Genomic DNA, 18386 nt, shown 5'->3' on the forward strand with positions numbered 1-18386 from the left:
TCTCTTCTGACTGCATAGCTGTCCAACTCTTGTTTGGATCACCAAGCAAGCGCCGCGGCGTAGTGATCAAGTAATAGCGCCCCAAAAACACCTAATAAATAGCGAATTGAGAACCAGAATGCGCCGATAGGAGCAGCAGGATCCTGACCACGCCACACTCGCCAATTCCACACCATGAAGCGCGCATTCAGGCACAGCACGACCACTAGGTAGAGCGCGCCGCTCATGCCTATCATCACCGGCAGTAAGGTGGCTAACACCGTTAACCACCCATACAGCCAAATTTGCAGCCGCGTAAAAGGAATGCCGTGGGTAACGGGCAACATGGGGATACCAGCCCGGGCATAATCATCGCGCTTGTGAATGGCCAGCGCCCAAAAATGGGGCGGCGTCCAGGCAAAAATAATCAGCATTAAAAGCAAAGGCTCGGGGGTAATTTGCCCAGTAATAGCGACCCACCCCAGCAGTGGCGGCGCAGCGCCAGCAACGCCTCCAATGACGATATTTTGCGGTGTCGCCCGCTTTAAAAAAGCGGTATAAATCAGCGCATAACCAATTAGGGAGGCAAAGGTTAGCGCAGCCGTTAAATGGTTAACCTGCCACACCAATAGCGCAACACCTGCGACTGAAAGCAAGCACGCCCAAGCTAGAGCGATTGCCACGGGTAGACGTTTACTTGCCAAAGGACGACGAGACGTTCGTGTCATTACCGCGTCCAAGTGGCGGTCGATGACATGGTTAAAAGCCGCCGCACCGCAAGAGGCCAAGCCGATACCGGCTAGCCCAAGGACTACGTTCGTCAATGGTGGTAGGCCCGGGGTTGCTAACGCCATTCCTACGGCAGCACACACCAACATAACGGCAACAACTTTCATCTTGCACAGACCAAGGAGCTCTTTCCAGCCCCACACCATAGAAGGCACTGCCGTGGGTAGCGTCATTGTTATATTTCGCATGGCATGCTTCCCTTTTATTGAACGATAACGTTGTTATAAGGTGAATGAGTCGTCGTTGAGTAAACGCCAGCCTCATGATAGCGCCAACGCCACCAGGCCCAAACGAGCCCAACGGCCAACGCAATGGCGCCCGCTGTGTGCAGTAGCGCCAGCCAAAGCGGCAACCAAAGCACCACATTGGCCACCCCCAATGCAGCCTGCAGCACATACAAACCGACGACAATCGCTAGCGGCCTTACCACATTCTGCCACTGTCGATAACGCCACCAGAGCACTATTAGCCCAACACCAAGCAACAATGCCCCCAGGCGATGTACCACTTGAATCGCGGTACGTGCATCGGCATGTAAATGCCCATGTAGGTAATTGGGCCCCACGGTCTGGGTGAGATGAAAGCCCTCGCTAATATCCATCGCGGGCATCCATTGGCCATTGCAAGTGGGAAATCCTTGACAAGCGATACCGGCATAATTGCTGGACACCCAGCCGCCTAGCGCCAATTGCACAACCAGCAAACATGCCGCAATCCCCCACCATGCATTAGCCCGCCGAGGCTCACTTGTTGACTTTGGCGTTGCGGCGACGCGTAAGCGAAGATGCAGCCAAAAAAACAGCAGCAATACGCTCAACCCGCCCATTAGGTGCAGGGTAACAACTTGAGGCCATAACTTGAGCGTAACGGTGAAGGCACCAAAGGCACCCTGGAACAAAATAACCACTAGCAGCAACAGGCTCATTCGCCACGGATAATCGCGACGATGACGCAGCGACCAACCTAAGGCGACGACGCTAAGCACCACCAGCCCCAGCAGAGTCGCGATATAGCGATGAACCATTTCCACCCACGCTTTAAAGGGCTCCAATGGCACATCTGGGTGGCGCAGCGTGGCAAAGTCACCATCAGGAACTAGTAGCTTACCGTAGCAACCTGGCCAGTCAGGGCAGCCCAAACCAGCATCGACTAAACGCGTCCAGGCGCCTACTAACATAACCACTGCGGTAAACAGAGTACCTACCAGCGTTAATCGCACTAACCAACGTAAGCGGCGTTCACATGAATCGTGCATGGCGTTTCCTTAACAACAGGGAGTTAGCCCGTTTTTATTGAGGATTCACTTTAAGTAAATGCTGGATATCGTCGAGCACGTACTTAGTGGCTACATTGGCATCAAATGCCAATGCCGGGCGCCCCATAGGATCAAGCAGCCACACTGAGTTATCTTCGCGCCATGGAGGTAGTTGCTGCCATTCGCTGGTCATCTCTCCCGGAAGCGGTTCGGGATCACCTCCAATTCTAAGGCGGGTTAACCGCGGCGCTTCGCGGCCTAAGGCGCGATGTAAACGCCAAAGCTCATCCTTACGCTGTTCACACTGCTGAGCACAGTCAAAGGCCAGTATCCACGCCTCTGGGTCATTGACAGCGACGGTTGTTAAAGGCCACTCATCAAGAACGGGTAATTCCACATCCACCTTTCCATGGGCTGTATGCTGGTCTGGGATACCAATGCGGAACTCGACCATCCCCCAAGCAGCTACCATGGGCGCCGCAAATATTGCAAAAATAAGGATTAATTTTAGCCGCTGGCGGCGAATGTGCTTGGCATCCTGCATAGGTCTTCACCCCTGTTTATTTTTATTACTTAAACGCTTTGTTGTGCCTTATCACGACGCAATTTCCGGCCGCCAATGAACATGACCATCAAGGCCGCCAGTGCTAACCCCCACCACTGAAAGGCGTAGCCCATATGCCGACTAGGCGGCATTACATTGGCCTCCCACCAAGGAATCAAAACCCCATCACCCTCGCTGGCGTGCAACCAGCCGGAATAGCTAAATGAACCTAATGAAGCGCGCCAGGGGTCATGACTCAGCTGTTGCAGCCTCACACCTTCTCTATTCTCTCCATATAACGGCCCGCCCGCCTGCACCTCTTGCCATTCACCAGTCAACTCAACCACGCCACTGGGTGTGGCTACATGAGGTGCTTCGCGACGCGGCCCGGTGGCTAAAAAACCTCGCTGTACAAGCCAAAGCTGCCCGTGGGTATCACGTAGCGGCGTTAGTACCGCAACGCCCACCTTTCCGTCTACCACACGGTTATCCAAATAGAGCGTTTGCTCGGCTAAATACTGCCCCCGCAACGTCACTTGGGCACCTTGAGCTGGCGACTCGGTGGGTTGTACCAAGGCAGGGGCTGCATCACGCAGAGCGATAGCTAACCGCTTGTCATCTGCCCTCTCCCACTGCCATAGTCCTAGATAGGCGCCTAACGCCACCAGCAAACTCCAGAACAGACACCAACTATAAAAACGCCATTGCCGAGAGGGTTTCATCATGTGGTTACAACTACTCATTGCCGCCGTATTCATTGCGATGGTTATCAGCTTGGCCGTAGGCGCCATTTTCCTGATTAGAGATAACGTCTCTTCCCGCCGCCTACTACTCTCTCTCAAATGGAGAATTGGATTAGCCTGTCTGCTCATGGCCCTCATTATTTTCGGCTATTGGTCGGGCCAGTTAGGCTAATGCGGTTATAAGACGTAGACAAAAATAAACAGCCCAACCCACACCACATCAACAAAGTGCCAGTACCAGCAAGAGGCTTCAAAACCAAAATGGTTTTCGTCGCCAAAGTGGCCCTTGATAATGCGTACCAGCATGGTGGCTAAAATCAGCGTGCCGATAATCACGTGCACACCATGAAAGCCGGTCAAAATAAAGAATGTTGCCCCGAAAATTCCGGCTTCCAAGGTAATGCCATAATGGGCGTAGGCCTCGTAGTATTCGACACCCTGGATCATGATAAAGCAGCAACCCAATAGCACCGTTCCCGTTAGCCAGTTGCGGCAAGTCTTCCGGTCACCCACTTTTAAAGCTTCGTGAGCAACGGTGAGCGTGATGCTGGAAGTTATCAAAATCAGCGTGTTGACGAGAGGCAGTTGCCACGGGCTAAAGACTTGTTCAGGGCCTGCAATGGATGAGTCCGGTGGATTCAACAACGGCCAAGTGGCGACAAAGTCAGGCCATAGTAATGCGGAAACACCTTTTGCCCCCTCTCCCCCTAACCATGGGATAGCAAACATGCGTACGTAAAACAGCGCGCCAAAAAAGGCGGCAAAAAACATTACTTCCGAAAAAATGAACCAGCCCATCCCCCAACGAAATGAGCGATCCATCTGCTCATCATAAAGCCCTCCCCGAGACTCACTAATGACGTCACGGAACCAGAGCCCCATCACCGCAAGAATGCCTACCACACCGATTAACACCAGCGGTAACCCGGTGTCATAAACGAGTTTAATGCCCGTGCCGACCATCATGGCGCCTAGGGCAACCGAGCCGAGAACAGGCCATCGGCTACTCGCCGGAACATAATAGCTACCACTGCTCATATCGCTTCTCCCGCCGCTTTATTGTTTTTAGGCGTGTTACTGAGATTGTTTATAGGGTCGTTTACAAGCTCGTTGTTAGCGCTGCTCTTAAGCGTATTATCCAATGCAGCATTTTGAATCACATGCTCTATCGGGTAGAGGGTATACACCAGTGTAATAGTATTAATATCGTCGGGCAGATCACGCGCTAGCTGGAATACCAGCGGTATGGTTAACCGCTCATTACCCTGCAACTGCTGCTCCTGAAAGCAGAAACAGCTGATTTTACGTAGATGCGTCGTGGCAGTAGAGGGAGACACACTGGGCACTGCTCTCCCCCAGCTTTCGCTACTGCTATTATTGGTGAAGGTAAAATCGACTTCCGCCATTTGCCCGGGGTGCACACTCATCTGGCGCATTTCAACGCTCATTTGCCACGGCAGGCCCGGGCTACCACGCGTGATAAATTGCACATTTATATAGCGCGACTCATCGACTTCTTCGTGCACGACGCTCTTCGCAGTGGCGTCCACCTTGCCGTTAATACCAGTAATGCTACAAAAAACGTCATAAAGCGGCACTAGTGCAAAGGCAAAGCCAAACATGCCTATCAATACGGCGATTGTTCTAATAACCGTGCGGCGCACACCTACCTTTGCCTGCTCTTGGCTATCCATAACACCTCTTAGGCCAGTGACCCATGTGCTTTATGTCATTGCTAGTGGGACGTACGATGAAACACTGGCGGCGTTTCAAACGTATGCAGTGGTGCTGGACTAGGCACCGTCCATTCTAAATCCTCGGCCCCCTCCCAGGCTTTTGCTGGCGCTTTTTTGCCACCGCGCACGCACAGTATGACGCCCAATACAAAGAGCAGTTGAGATGCGCCAAAGAAGAAGGCACCGATGCTTGAGAGTAAATTAAAGTCCGCAAACTGAAGGGCGTAGTCAGGGATCCGCCGCGGCATTCCCGCCAAGCCTGCGAAGTGCATGGGGAAGAAGGTTAGATTGACACCAATAATCGAGAACCAGAAGTGCCACTGGGCCAGCTTCTCATTGGGGTAATGCCCGGTCCATTTAGGCAGCCAGTAATAGACCCCCGCCATAATCGCAAAGATTGCCCCCGGGACTAGCACATAGTGAAAGTGGGCAACGACGAAGTAGGTATCGTGATACTGAAAATCCGCCGGTGCAATCGCCAGCATAAGCCCTGAAAAACCACCAATGGTAAACAGCACCACGAAAGCCAGAGCAAACAGCATCGGCGATTCAAAACTAATCGAGCCGCGAAACAGTGTGGTTACCCAGTTAAATACCTTCACGCCGGTTGGCACGGCGATCAGCATGGTGGAATACATAAAGAACAACTCTGCCACCAAAGGTAGACCCACTATAAACATGTGGTGGGCCCAGACTAAAAATGACAGCAGTGCAATGGCCGCAGTGGCGTACACCATGGAAGCGTAACCAAACAAAGGCTTACGCGCGAAGGTGGGGATAATCGCTGAGACAATACCAAAAGCTGGCAGAATCATAATGTATACTTCGGGATGCCCAAAGAACCAGAATAGATGCTGGAACAACACCGGATCCCCACCACCTGCCGCATCAAAGAAGCTGGTGCCAAAGTTGATATCCATCAACATCATCGTGATGACACCCGCTAGCACCGGCATTACCGCAATTAATAGGAAAGCGGTAATCAGCCATGTCCATACGAATAGCGGCATATCCATTAAACGCATACCCGGCGCACGCATATTCAAAATGGTCGCGATGATGTTGATGGCACCGAGAATAGAACTAATACCGGCAATATGTAGCGCAAGAATAAAGAAAGTTGTCGAAGGTGGAGCAAAATTCGTCGACAGCGGTGCATAAAACGTCCAACCAAAATTAGGGCCGCCGCCGGGCATTAGTAGCGTTGAAAGTAGCAGTGTGAATGAAACAGGAAGAAGCCAAAAACTGAAGTTATTCAACCGAGGTAACGCCATATCTGGCGCGCCAATCTGTAGCGGTATCATCCAGTTGGCTAAACCGGTAAAAGCAGGCATTACCGCACCAAACACCATGATCAAGCCATGCATGGTGGTCATCTGGTTGAAAAATTCAGGCTCGACCAGCTGCAGGCCGGGCTGGAAAAGTTCCGCCCTAACCACGAGGGCGAATATCCCCCCGATGAAAAACATCGTCAGCGAAAAAATCAAATAAAGGGAGCCAATCTCTTTATGATTGGTGGTCAGTAGCCAGCGAAAAATGCCTTTCGGCGGCGCAGCATGACCATGGGACTGCCCATCGGCGACGGCCGTGGTGCTATGTTGCAGCGGTGGCTGAGGAGGTAGTTTGGGCGCCATGTGTCTCTCCGAAATATTGTTGTCTAATTGAGTGGCAAACCAACATCACTGGGCAATTAACTCAGCTACTGCAGAGGGCTGCACGACATCACCCGTATCATTACCCCAGGCGTTACGCGTATAGGTGACCACAGCCGCTATCTCAACAGGGTTCAAGGTGCTACGGAAAGCAGGCATAGCAGCACCCGATACACCGTTGACGACCCTATCTAGATGCCAATCCACATCATTGATGAGCTGTTCGTTATTTGCCAACGCGGGAAAGGCGGGTGGAGAACCTTGGCCTTCGGCCTGATGACAAGAGGAGCAGATCGATTGATACACTGATTCGCCGCGCTCAACTAGCTCATCCATTGCCCATTCACGGTCAACCCCCATGGCTTCCTGCTCAGCAGCCTCTTTGCGCTCAGCTAGCCAGCCATCAAACTCCTCCTCCTCCACAGCGTGCACCACCACAGGCATAAAGCCGTGGTCGATACCGCACAGCTCAGCGCACTGCCCGCGGTAAATACCCGGCTCGTTGATCTTCACCCAATTCTCATTGATAAAGCCGGGAATCGTATCCTGCTTAACCGCTAAATCCGGCACCCACCAAGAGTGAATAACGTCATCTGAGGTCATTAGAAAGCGCACTTTACGATTTATCGGCAGCACCAGCGGCTCATCAACCTCTAATAGGTAGTGCTCTCCGCGAGTTTCTTCTCCGCTGATTTGCGTTCTCGGCGTACTCATATTGGAGGTGAATGCCACATCTTCCCCCAGGTATTCATAGCGCCAACGCCACTGCTGGCCGGTAATCATTACATCCAACTCGGCGTCTGATGAGTCATACATGTTTTTTAAAGTTGCGGTGGCGGGCACCGCCATACCTACCAGGATCAAGATAGGGATAGCTGTCCATAACACTTCCACACTAGTGTGCTCATGAAAGTGGGCGGCCTTTGCACCTTTGGAATGGCGATAGCGAAACAGGGAGTAGAACATTGCCCCAAATACCACCAATCCAATCACGACACATATCCAGAATATAGTCATGTGCAGGCCGTAAATATCGCTACTCACATCGGTAACGCCGACAGGCATGTTCCAACCGTTCGTTTGAGCCTGCGATCCACTTGCAGCAAGGGATACGGCCATTAGCCACCACCGTGAACGCATAGAGACCTCCAGTTTTATTGTTGTTATTTCTTATCGTTAGATTAGGGTAGGATGAAATTAGATATTAGCAGTATAGAAAATATGTGCGATTCGTCACGCTTTGCTTATTTAACGCTATCAACGCTTTTCAGCGGGCCGCAAACATGGCCAAAAAAACAAGCATCAAAACGAACAGTAGCGTGATCACCACCCCCGTAACGAGGTAGGCTGCGGGCCTGCCACTGCTAAAGTCCTCTTCCCGCTTTTGATTACTTTGAACGCCTAGTAGGGCTGCTAACACTGACTTGACTACAGACCACATACCACCTCCGGTTTTCTTTGGCTCTCGTATCAGTCTAAGGCTGAAGGGTTAGCCACTATTATCATAGACCTACATAAGCATTTACAGCCACGTAAATGACCACCTATAGTTTCTCAATGTGAGATACTCAGCCAATTCTCAGGATCAGCGCCACCCAATGGAGTGCCTTATGCTCAAGCGCCACCTCGCCTTACCCATCACACTGTTTTTGATCATTCCCCTGCTGCTGGCAGGCTGCACGACTTACACTTGGCCGGATGGGTCTAAGGAAACCGTCATCGGCGTAGTGCCTGAAGAAGAGAATCAACGCTATGAGGAAGAACGCGTAGATGGGGTGCGCTATCGCATTCCCGATGAAATCCCGGAAAAGCGCAGCGAGTAATTATCGGAGTCGAAGCAGCGAAACTGGTCACGCCTTTCGCTTGGTATGCGCAGTGGCGGGGGCTGTCAGTGGGTCTTCAGGCCAGGGATGCTTTGGATAGCGACCGCGCATCTCTTTGCGTACTTCAGGATAACCCTTCTGCCAAAAGCTAACCAAGTCCTGGGTGACTTGCAACGGCCGACGCGCGGGAGAAAGCAGATGAATCATTACGGCAACGGCACCATCGACAACGGTGGGCGTTACCCGCCAGCCAAAGGCCTCTTGCAGTTTCAACGCTAACACAGGTGGCCGCTGGGAAAGGCACGGCAGGTAGTCTAAGCCAACCTGTTTGCCGCTAGGAACCTCAAGCGCTAATGGGGTTAACTGCTCGAATTCACGTTGTGCTTCCCAGCTCAGTGAATTGAGCAAATAGCGCTCTAGCGGCAATTTCTCAATTTGACTCAATCGTTTAATACCTATTAGGTAAGGGGCTAGCCAGCTCTCTAATGAGGCTAATAGCGCTGGCTCGGACCAGTCGGGCCACTCGTCCCCCTGGTACTCGCGAAGTAGCGCCATTCGCCCGCGCAACTGCTGTAAATTATCGCCAAATAACTGCTCGGGCCTCTGGCGTAGTGCATTCAATAGCGCCTCTTTCACCGCCTCCTCGGGTAAGTGTGCTAGAGGTCGTTTGGCAATGACGAGGCTGCCGTGAGCTTGCACCTCTTCACCAATTAAACGGCCCTGTTCTTGCGACCACGCCACTCGTGGCTGCCATTGGCGAATACCAGGATATAGCGAAAGCAGCGACTCAAGTGATAACGGTTCACCTGAGATGATCCGCGCCTGGTCGCCAGCCGCACTATTTAATGCGACAGCGACAACGTAGTCTTGATGCGCCAACGTATCGTTTAACGGCAGCGTAGCGGTTTTGCCATTGGCAAGCCGAAACTTACCCGGCTCAATTGACTGGCCAAGGCGCTCAGGGTACGCCAGCGCTAAGAGTGGCCCAAGCGGTACTAGCACGGCGTCATTAAGTGCCACTCCTGCTCGCTTAGCCAGCCTAAGCGCTTCACGCTGCCAACTGGGGAAGCGTTTAGGCTGACGAAGACGCAGTGCTAACGCATCATGCAGGGATCGCTCGTTGCTGTCGCGCTCTTCAAGGAGTGCCGCTATTCCACAGGCTAGTGGTACAGTATTAAACTCTGAAGCCCGCTCCAGCATCACGGCAACTCTCGGTTCAACTGGCCATTTGGCACAGCGGCTACCTAGAGGAGTAAGCTTATGCTCATGATCTAACACGCCTAGTTGCTGGAGCAGCGATTGGCCACTGCGCCAGGCTCCCTCCGGTGGCGGCGTTACCCAGCTTAGCGATTGGGGTGATGCGATGCCCCAGCACGCCAGTTCGAGCACTAGCGATGAGAGATCCGCTTGCTGAATTTCAGGCTCACCATAAGGCGCCAACGGCTGCTCCTGGGCCCAGAGCCGAAAACAACTGCCTTCCCGCTGACGCCCTGCACGCCCCCGACGCTGATCGGCACTGGCGCGATTGATCCGCCGGGTCGTTAAACGGGTTAGCCCGGTACGCGGCTGAAAAAGTGGCACCCGCTCCAGGCCACCGTCAATCACCACATTCACACCATCCACGGTAATGCTCGATTCGGTGATGGCGGTGGAGACGATAATGCGCTGTTTCGATGTATTCGCCGCCAAGGCTGCCTGCTGTTCAGCAATACTCATTCTGCCGTGCAGCGGCCGAATCGCCAGATGGGGCAGCTTTTTTTCCAGCGCCTGAACCAAGCGATTAATTTCGGCGACACCGGGCAAGATTACCAGTATGCCTTGAGTACCAGGCAGTGATAGCGCTTCCTCAACCACCCGAAGTGCGTGGCTAATGCTCTCCTCACCACTCAGGGAAGGACGATAAGCCGTCGCCACAGGATACTGACGCCCATGGCACTCAATAACAGGTACTTGCTCGCCCAACACCCGCTTGAGCGCTTCGACATCCAAGGTTGCCGACATCACCAGTAGGCGCAAATCATCGCGAATACTGGTCTGCACATCCAGCGTTAGCGCCAATCCCACATCAGCTTCTAAACTGCGTTCATGGAACTCATCAAAAATGATCCCGGCAACGCCTTCTAACAGCGGGTCATCTTGCAGCATGCGAGTGAGTACGCCCTGGGTCACTACTTCCAAGCGGGTTTGCGCGCTCACACAGCTATCACCGCGCATGCGATACCCCACCGTTTGGCCAACGTCTTCACCCAATTGCCGGGCCATAAAGCTGGCTGCCAAACGCGCAGCTACACGACGAGGCTCAAGTAACAGTAGTTTTTGCCCTTTGACCCACTCTTCTTCAAGTAAACAGAGCGGCACGCGGGTGGTTTTACCCGCACCCGGCTGGGCAATCAGCATCAGCCGATTATGGGTAGTCAAGATGGTTTTAAGCGGATCAAGATACTGATCAATAGGCAAAGCGCTCATGTGAAGGTCACTTTTCCACACTGTGAGCGTCTGCACTGCTTTTAGGTGCAGAATTATTGGGCGCGGGTGAAGTAACGCCGCAGCCTTTTAGAATAACGTGCTCAAGAAAGCTGGAGATGGATTCAAGGTCATCCTCGGTTAACGCATCGCGGCCTAGAATACCGCTGACCTGGGCACTATATTCAGTGTAGTGCTGGGTGGCAGACCAAATCAGGAAAATAAGCCAGCGCGGATCGACAGCATCCATTTTTCCCTGGACTGACCACTGGCGAATGATCGCGGCACGAGAGGAGACCCAATCGCGTAACTCGCCGCCCAGATAATCACTTAAGAAGGGAGCACCGGCTAAAATTTCCGCCGCAAAAAGTTTTGAGCCTTCGGGATAGCGCTGCCCCAGCACCATTTTAGTGCGAATAAAGTCACTGAGTACCGTCGCGGGATCACTATCAGGAGTAATGTCTTCAAGCACTTCGTTCCAGCGGCGCATCATGCGGTTAAGCAGTCGCACATAAAGCGCTTGCTTACTGCCCATGTAGTACAAAATATTGGCTTTGGGGAGACCGACTCGATCAGCGATCATTTGCAAGCTCGCCCCGCGGTAGCCGTGCTGAGAGAACACCTCCTCAGCGGCCACCAGAATACTTGTTTCTATTCTTTCCCGGCTAGGGCTTTCATGAGTGGCAGAGACGGCGGTCATTAACAGTATTCCCCTATAGCGTGAGTGATTGTTAGCTTGAATGTTTAATTACACATGAATGCTTAGCTGGGTGAGAAGATAGACTGGACTGCCCCAAAAGTTAGCATTTCACACCAGCTTGCCCCACTCCTGTGCAGTGAGCAAATACTTGCAAGGTAGGGCGTTTTGTCCCAAGCTCAACCTATACTGACCGATCGGTCAAAAAAATTCCGGTCTATACAATAACAGTGGAGTTCGGCATGGCAACGATGACGTTCCTGCTCAATGGTACCCCTCAGCGGTGTAACGTTTCACCCGACACCAGTATTTTAACGCTACTGCGCGAGCATTTGGCCCTAACGGGCACCAAAGAGGGCTGCGCTTCCGGTGACTGTGGCGCCTGCACCGTGGCGATTGGCGAGTCAACGGCTGGTAGCCAAAAGTTTACCAGCGCTAACGCCTGTATTACGCCTGCTCATCAGCTACAGGGCAGGCACTTGGTCACCGTTGAAGGATTGTCGGAAAAAGGTCGCCTGCACCCAGCTCAGGAAGCGATGATCGAATGCCATGGCAGTCAGTGTGGTTTTTGTACGCCAGGTATCGTTATGTCGCTTTTCACCTTGCATAGCGATCTTACTCAACGCCCTACTCCGCTGTTACAAGAACTATCACCTGAACGCCTAGAAGCCGCTCTGGGCGGTAATTTGTGCCGCTGCACCGGCTATCGCCCTATTCGAGATGCGGCGCTGCGTATGAATGATACGCCCTATGAGCGCCCTCAGTGGTTCGACGCGACGTTGCCAGCGCCAGAAAGCGACACTCAGACCGCCGATTCGGCAGGAACTGCGCCATTTTTTGCTCAGCCAGCGTCTTTGGAAGAGCTAACGCAATTGCGTCGCGCAACTCCCCAGGCGCGCTTGGTGGCAGGCGGTACTGATCTTTGGTTGGAGATCACTCAGCGCTTGGCGCCGCTTGATCAGTTGATTGACGTTTCCCGGGTTGCCGAGCTATTGACGGTTGAAGAGGCCACCCATGGACATCAAACCGGCTGGTGGATAGGCGCCGGGGTTACCTATACCCAGCTCGAACCGCTATTTGAAAAGCACTTTCCTGCGTTTGCTCACCTGCTGCACCGGCTTGGCTCCCAGCAAATTCGTAATCGGGGAACGCTGGGTGGCAATATCGCCAATGCCTCACCTATTGGTGATACGCCACCCGTGCTACTTGCCTTGGGAGCTCAGGTGGAACTTGCCAGCACAAACGGCAAGCGTTGCTTAGCGCTGGAGGATTTCTTCCTCGATTACAAAAAGACCGCTTTGGCGGCTGATGAAGTCGTTTCGCGGATTTTCATTCCGCAGCCGGTTGAGGACAGTCAATTACGCGTTTGGAAGTTATCCAAGCGTCGCGAAGATGATATCTCTGCGCTACTCAGTGCCTTTAGCTACCGCATTGAACAAGGCACCTTGCACGATGTACGCATCGCTTTTGGGGGAATGGCCGCTACTCCCAAACGCGCGAAAGCTGCTGAAGCAGCGCTCGAAGGTTGCACCATAGCTGCGGAAGCTTTTCGCGCTGCTCAGCAGGCACTTGATGACGACTTCCAGCCCATGAGTGATGTGCGGGGCAGTCAGCATTATCGCCGGCAAGCTGCCAAGAACCTGCTTGAACGTCTCTATCTTTCTCTCTTAGCGCCCGACCACGAGGTGATGCTCCATGCGTACGCTCACTAAACTGGACGGCGATAGCAGCCGTGCTCGCCGTGAACTACACGACCACATCCAAAGCTCAGGGCCCTTGGCGCGCCATACGGTGGACAGTAATGGCCAGCGACAGGCGGGAAGCGCAAGTTTTCACGAAAGTGCTGAAAAGCACGTCACCGGCAAGGCCGCTTATATTGACGACTTGGTACTCCCCGCAGATGCCCTGCATGTGGCGCTTGGCCTATCGCCCGTCGCCCACGGCACCTTAACGCAGCTTGATCTCAGCAAGGTGAAAGAGGCACCAGGGGTAGTCGATGTGATTACCTTTCATGAAGTGCCAGGGCATACCGATATCGGGCCGGTCTTTCCGGGCGATCCCATTTTTGTCGATCAAGCGATCAGCTACGCAGGCCAATGCCTCTTCGCCGTTGCCGCAACGTCGCTGCAGGCCGCACGTCGTGCCGTCAAGCTAGCCGCCATTAGCATAGACGAGCAACCTGCCAGTTTAGATCCGGTGGCCGCAACGGAGCGTGAGGAGTTTGTACGCCCGACTCATGTGCAGACCCGTGGTGATTGGCAGCAGGCGCTTGATCAAGCGGAACAGCTGATTGAGGGTGAGCTATTCGTCGGTGGCCAAGAGCACTTCTATCTGGAAGGCCAGGCCTGCGTGGTTCACCCCACCGAGGATGAGGGCGTTGTCGTCCATACCTCCAACCAGCACCCCAGCGAAACCCAGAAGCTGGTGGCGGAGGTGCTCGATATTCCTTTTCATGCCGTGACCGTAGAAGTGCGCCGTATGGGTGGTGGCTTTGGTGGCAAAGAGACTCAGGCCTCCCCCTGGGCGTGTATCGCCGCGATTATTGCCCGCCGCACAGGCAAGACGGTGCGACTCCGCTTACCGCGCAGTGAAGATATGCGCGCCACGGGTAAACGCCATCCCTTCCATAACCGCTACCGGCTAGCTATTGATGCAGAGGGCGTTATTCAGGGTGGTGAGATTACGGTGATCGGTGACTGCGGCTACTCGCCGGATCTTTCCGACGCTATCGTTGATCGCGCTATGTTCCACGCTGACAACGCCTACTCGCTGGGGGACGCCCAGGTAGTCGGTCATCGAGCAAAAACCCATACCGCCTCTAATACCGCATTTCGGGGCTTCGGTGGCCCCCAAGGAATGATGATTATCGAAGCGGCCATGGATGATATTGCCCGTCAGATTGGCGAAGACCCACTGACTGTACGTAAGCGCAACTTCTACCGCGATGGCCGCGAGGTGACTCACTACGGCCAGCAGGTCGACCAGCGGCAACTCCTGCATACGCTCGTTGAAACCCTAGAAATAGACAGCGATTACTGGACACGGCGCAAAGCGGTCAGTGACTTCAACGCCACCAGCCCTATCATTAAAAAAGGACTGGCACTTACCCCGGTTAAATTTGGCATTTCGTTTACCGCCCAGCACCTTAATCAGGCGGGTGCTCTTCTGCATGTTTACACTGACGGCAGCGTGATGATCAATCACGGCGGTACCGAGATGGGCCAAGGGCTACATACTAAAATTTGTCAGGTAGTGGCTCGGGAGCTGGGCCTGGATCTGGAGAAGGTACGCATTACCGCTACGCGAACCGATAAAGTCCCCAATACCTCCCCTACCGCTGCCTCTAGCGGTGCTGACTTAAACGGTATGGCCGCGCGGGATGCCGCCAGTAAACTGCGAGAACGCCTGTTTAATTTTGCCGCCGAGCACTATTCAGAGGGCTTGGATCGCGAAGGGATGCGCCTGGAAGATGGCATGCTAGTGGCCGGGTTCGGCGAAAGCGAGCGCCGCATATCTTGGGGTGAGTTGGTGCAAACAGCTTACCTCAATCGCATATCGCTATCTGAAAAAGGCTTCTACGCCACACCGCTTATTCACTACGATCGTTCAGTTGGTCAAGGCCGGCCCTTCTACTACTACGCGTTTGGCGCGGCAGTGGCAGAAGTAAGCGTGGATACCTTGAGCGGGGAGTATCAGGTCGATCGTATCGATATCTTGCACGACGTGGGAGACTCACTAAACCCAGCCATTGATATTGGTCAGGTGGAGGGAGGTTTTATTCAAGGAATGGGCTGGTTGACCAGTGAAGAGCTTAAGTGGAACGACAAAGGCGTGCTTGTCAGCGATGGCCCGGCGACCTATAAAATCCCTACCTTTGGCGACCTACCGCCCGTCTTCAATGTCGCGCTAATGGAAGGCCATCCCAACTCCATGGCCAGTCTCTACCGTTCAAAAGCAGTCGGTGAGCCCCCTTTAATGCTCGGTATCAGTGTGTGGTCAGCGCTGCGCGATGCGCTATCGAGCCTTACTGGTTACGCCATCTCTCCTCACTTAGATACACCGGCCACACCAGAGCGGGTCATGCTGGCAGCCAACGCTATCAGGAAGAAAGTGCTGTGAGTTCTAGTCAAAACCCAGAAAGCTGGCATGCGGCGCTACACCGCTTACAGCGCGACGGCATACCGCATGTATTAGCCACTCAGGTAACCAGCGCAGGCTCCACTCCCCGGGAGCCTGGCGCACGCATGGTGATCACCGACGATGCGATCTTCGATACGCTAGGCGGGGGTACCTTTGAGTGGCAAACCATTACCGCTGCACGTGCCTGTTTGACAGAAAAACGCTATGGCCTCAGTTTGGAAGCCTTCTCTTTGGGCGGACGAAGCGGCCAGTGCTGTGGTGGGTTCGTTAATATCCTCTTGGAAGCCTTTCCAGGCACTACAACGCACATCGCGATCTTTGGTGCAGGACACGTAGGGCAGCAACTTATAAGGCTAAGTGCGCCGCTTCCCTGGCAATTACACTGGTACGATAGCCGAAGCGATGCGTTTGCCGAGCAGCACCATCAGCATCAGCCGCGACTTAGCTGTTATTCACTCCAAGATGCACAGCAAAGTGTTGCCGCCTTACCTGCTGATAGCCACGCACTGGTATTGACGCACAACCATGACGAAGACTATGCGCTGATCAAAGCGCTGATCGCGCGCGATGACATCGCCTCGATTGGGCTGATTGGTTCTGACAGTAAATGGGCAAGCTTTGAAGGACGCCTTAAGCGCGATGGTTACTCCGCCGATCAAATTGCGCAGGTGCGATGCCCCATCGGCCACATTCACGCCACTAAGCTGAGTAATAAAACGCCCTATGCGATTGCTTTAACGGTGGTGGCTGAACTGCTTTGGCTAACGGACACGCCCTCTTCGCAAGAAAACCGTGGCCTTGCCCCCCAGGCAGTGCGAACGCTAATGACCGATTCTCCGACGACCCCGAGTTGATATGACTTCTTCTACCGATACGTTCATTCGTGCCGAATTGATTAGTTTTGCCCGTGACCCTGGCGATGGCAATACACCTGAACCGGGCAGCTTAGAGCATTACGGCGACGGACTGCTCTGGTTGAAAGGCCAGCATATTCATGCCGTCGGCCATTTCGCCGAACTCTCACCTTTGCTACCCAAAGGGGCTGACGTTCTTGATTATCGTGACAAGCTGATTATGCCGGGGTTTATCGATACCCATGTGCACTATGTGCAGCTGGATATCATGGCTTCTTATGGCCGCCAACTGCTTGACTGGCTAAACGACTACACCTTTCCTGAAGAGTGTCGCTTTGCTAATCATGCCCACGCTGAAGCGCTGTCTAATGCTTTTTTGGATGAGATGCTACGCGCGGGCACTACCACTGCCCAGGTATTCGGTTCTAGCCACCCCGGCTCCGTAGATGCATTTTTCACCGCCTGCCAAAAACGTCAGCTGCGCATGCTGGTGGGCAAGGTATTGATGGATCGTAATGCGCCAGAGGCGCTGATGGACGGTGCATCTGGCATTGCTGACAGCGAGCGACTTATTGAGGATTGGCACGGCAACGGCCGACTGGGCTATAGCGTCACACCGCGTTTTGCGCCGACTTCAACTAAGACGCAAATGGACGCTGCCGGCGCTCTCTTACGTAATGATCCTAGCCTTTGGTTACAGACCCACTTGGCTGAAAACAGTGGCGAGTTAGACTGGGTAGCCGAACTTTTTCCTGGTAGCCGCGACTACTTGGCTGTGTATGAGGAGGCAGGCTTAGTCGGGCCCCGTAGCACCTTCGCTCATGGAATTCATCTCGATAACGGCATGCGCAAACGCTTGGCGGATCGAGGCGCCAATATTGCCTTTTGCCCCAGCTCCAATCTTTTTCTGGGTAGCGGGTTATTCGACCGGGAAGCAGCCAAACAGACGGGCATGGCATATACGTTTGCCAGCGATATCGGCGCAGGCACTGATTTATCGGGATTTGGAACGCTTAAAGCGGCCTATCAAGTGGGTCAACTAGGCGGACAGCCCCTTACCGCATGGCAGGGCTTTTATGGCTTAACCATGGGTAATGCAAAAGCTCTCTCGCTGGATAGCCACATCGGTCAGTTGGCGCCTACCCTTGAGGCTGACTTTGTGGTGATTGACACCCAGGCAACATCGCTACTCTCTCGACGAATCAATCATTGCACCACGCTTGGTGAGCGGCTGTTTGCACTCATGATGCTGGCGGACGACCGCGCTATTTATGAAACCTGGGCAGGCGGGCAGTGCCAGCATCGAAGGGATGTATAAAAGTGAGGCGTGAGGCGTGAGGCGTGAGGCGTGAGGCGTGAGGCGTGAGGCGTGAGGCGTGAGGCGTGAGGCGTGAGGCGTGAGGCGTGAGGCGTGAGGCGTGAGGCGTGAGGCGTGAGGCGTGAGGCGTGAGGTGGAACAGGATATTCGTTAGATACCCCTACACCAACGTTTTCTACTCACTATTCCCCTCACTCCTCACTATTTACCCCTCACGACCATGCAAAAAAAATCCCCCAAGGCATCAGCCCTGGGGGATTTTTCATAATAAGTGCCTGACGATGACCTACTCTCGCATGGGGAGACCCCACACTACCATCGGCGCTAAGCGGTTTCACTTCTGAGTTCGGCAAGGGATCAGGTGGTTCACGCGTGCTATGGTCGTCAGGCGTA

At 53.7% G+C, this 18386-nt stretch carries 17 protein-coding genes and 1 rRNA gene; 6 read left to right on the forward strand and 12 right to left on the reverse strand.

What is annotated here, in order from left to right; genetic code table 11:
* Positions 1-38: 38 nt before the first annotated feature.
* The 4 genes from cyoE to E0L35_RS22100 are packed head-to-tail and all read right to left on the reverse strand — an operon-like array spanning position 39 to position 3292.
* Positions 39-956, reverse strand: a complete 918-nt coding sequence (gene cyoE / locus E0L35_RS22085) for a heme o synthase (protein WP_138801438.1) — start codon at positions 954-956, stop codon at positions 39-41.
* Between the two features lie 14 nt (positions 957-970).
* Positions 971-2023: a COX15/CtaA family protein gene (locus E0L35_RS22090; protein WP_138801439.1), complete on the reverse strand. Its 1053-nt coding sequence runs from the start codon at positions 2021-2023 to the stop codon at positions 971-973.
* A gap of 34 nt (positions 2024-2057) precedes the next feature.
* On the reverse strand, positions 2058-2567 hold the full coding sequence (locus tag E0L35_RS22095) for a hypothetical protein (RefSeq protein WP_138801440.1): 510 nt from the start codon (positions 2565-2567) through the stop codon (positions 2058-2060).
* 29 nt (positions 2568-2596) lie between these two features.
* Positions 2597-3292 carry an SURF1 family protein gene (locus E0L35_RS22100; protein WP_138801441.1) on the reverse strand — a complete coding sequence of 232 codons (696 nt, stop codon included), beginning with the start codon at positions 3290-3292 and terminating at the stop codon, positions 2597-2599.
* Here E0L35_RS22100 and E0L35_RS22105 point away from each other — a divergent pair.
* Positions 3291-3482 carry a DUF2909 family protein gene (locus tag E0L35_RS22105; protein ID WP_022523292.1) on the forward strand — a complete coding sequence of 64 codons (192 nt, stop codon included), beginning with the start codon at positions 3291-3293 and terminating at the stop codon, positions 3480-3482. The genes E0L35_RS22100 and E0L35_RS22105 overlap by 2 nt on opposite strands.
* 5 nt (positions 3483-3487) lie before the next feature.
* Here the strand turns inward: E0L35_RS22105 and E0L35_RS22110 are convergent, their stop codons facing one another.
* The 5 genes from E0L35_RS22110 to E0L35_RS22130 all read right to left on the reverse strand — a co-directional run bounded on the left by E0L35_RS22110 (position 3488) and on the right by E0L35_RS22130 (position 8139).
* Positions 3488-4348 (reverse strand): cytochrome c oxidase subunit 3, encoded by an 861-nt coding sequence (locus E0L35_RS22110; RefSeq protein WP_022523291.1) that lies wholly within the window; start codon positions 4346-4348, stop codon positions 3488-3490.
* Positions 4345-5004, reverse strand: coding sequence for a cytochrome c oxidase assembly protein (locus E0L35_RS22115; protein ID WP_022523290.1), 660 nt, complete (start codon positions 5002-5004; stop codon positions 4345-4347). Before E0L35_RS22115 ends, E0L35_RS22110 begins: the two co-directional genes overlap by 4 nt.
* Before the next feature lie 41 nt (positions 5005-5045).
* Positions 5046-6680, reverse strand: a complete 1635-nt coding sequence (gene ctaD, locus E0L35_RS22120; RefSeq protein WP_009287788.1) for a cytochrome c oxidase subunit I — start codon at positions 6678-6680, stop codon at positions 5046-5048.
* 45 nt (positions 6681-6725) lie between these two features.
* Positions 6726-7838 (reverse strand): cytochrome c oxidase subunit II, encoded by a 1113-nt coding sequence (coxB, locus tag E0L35_RS22125; protein WP_009287787.1) that lies wholly within the window; start codon positions 7836-7838, stop codon positions 6726-6728.
* Positions 7839-7965: 127 nt separating this feature from the next.
* Complete coding sequence (locus E0L35_RS22130) at positions 7966-8139, reverse strand: DUF2970 domain-containing protein (protein WP_081742603.1); 174 nt, start codon at positions 8137-8139, stop codon at positions 7966-7968.
* A 169-nt stretch (positions 8140-8308) separates the two neighbouring features.
* Here E0L35_RS22130 and E0L35_RS22135 point away from each other — a divergent pair, with 169 nt between their 5' ends.
* A complete protein-coding gene (locus E0L35_RS22135) occupies positions 8309-8521 on the forward strand; it encodes a hypothetical protein (RefSeq protein WP_022523287.1) in 213 nt (70 codons plus the stop codon).
* Between the two features lie 27 nt (positions 8522-8548).
* Here the strand turns inward: E0L35_RS22135 and hrpB are convergent, their stop codons facing one another.
* Complete coding sequence (hrpB, locus tag E0L35_RS22140) at positions 8549-10987, reverse strand: ATP-dependent helicase HrpB (RefSeq protein WP_138801442.1); 2439 nt, start codon at positions 10985-10987, stop codon at positions 8549-8551.
* A gap of 7 nt (positions 10988-10994) precedes the next feature.
* Positions 10995-11684 (reverse strand): TetR family transcriptional regulator C-terminal domain-containing protein, encoded by a 690-nt coding sequence (locus E0L35_RS22145; protein ID WP_138801443.1) that lies wholly within the window; start codon positions 11682-11684, stop codon positions 10995-10997.
* Positions 11685-11923: 239 nt separating this feature from the next.
* Between E0L35_RS22145 and xdhA the strand changes: the two genes are divergently transcribed.
* The 4 genes from xdhA to guaD are packed head-to-tail and all read left to right on the forward strand — an operon-like array spanning position 11924 to position 17993.
* Complete coding sequence (xdhA, locus tag E0L35_RS22150; protein ID WP_138801444.1) at positions 11924-13393, forward strand: xanthine dehydrogenase small subunit; 1470 nt, start codon at positions 11924-11926, stop codon at positions 13391-13393.
* Entirely contained in the window at positions 13377-15800 is a 2424-nt protein-coding gene (xdhB, locus tag E0L35_RS22155; protein ID WP_138801445.1) for a xanthine dehydrogenase molybdopterin binding subunit, read from the forward strand. Before xdhA ends, xdhB begins: the two co-directional genes overlap by 17 nt.
* Positions 15797-16675: a xanthine dehydrogenase accessory protein XdhC gene (xdhC, locus tag E0L35_RS22160; protein ID WP_138801446.1), complete on the forward strand. Its 879-nt coding sequence runs from the start codon at positions 15797-15799 to the stop codon at positions 16673-16675. Before xdhB ends, xdhC begins: the two co-directional genes overlap by 4 nt.
* Before the next feature lies 1 nt (position 16676).
* Positions 16677-17993: a guanine deaminase gene (guaD, locus tag E0L35_RS22165; RefSeq protein WP_138801447.1), complete on the forward strand. Its 1317-nt coding sequence runs from the start codon at positions 16677-16679 to the stop codon at positions 17991-17993.
* A gap of 273 nt (positions 17994-18266) precedes the next feature.
* On the opposite strand, the gene rrf is transcribed toward guaD, so the two are convergent.
* Positions 18267-18382 (reverse strand): 5S ribosomal RNA (rrf, locus tag E0L35_RS22175).
* Positions 18383-18386: the final 4 nt, after the last annotated feature.

The organism is Halomonas sp. ATBC28 (assembly GCF_005937175.1).
GTDB classification, from domain to species: Bacteria; Pseudomonadota; Gammaproteobacteria; order Pseudomonadales; family Halomonadaceae; genus Vreelandella; species Vreelandella titanicae.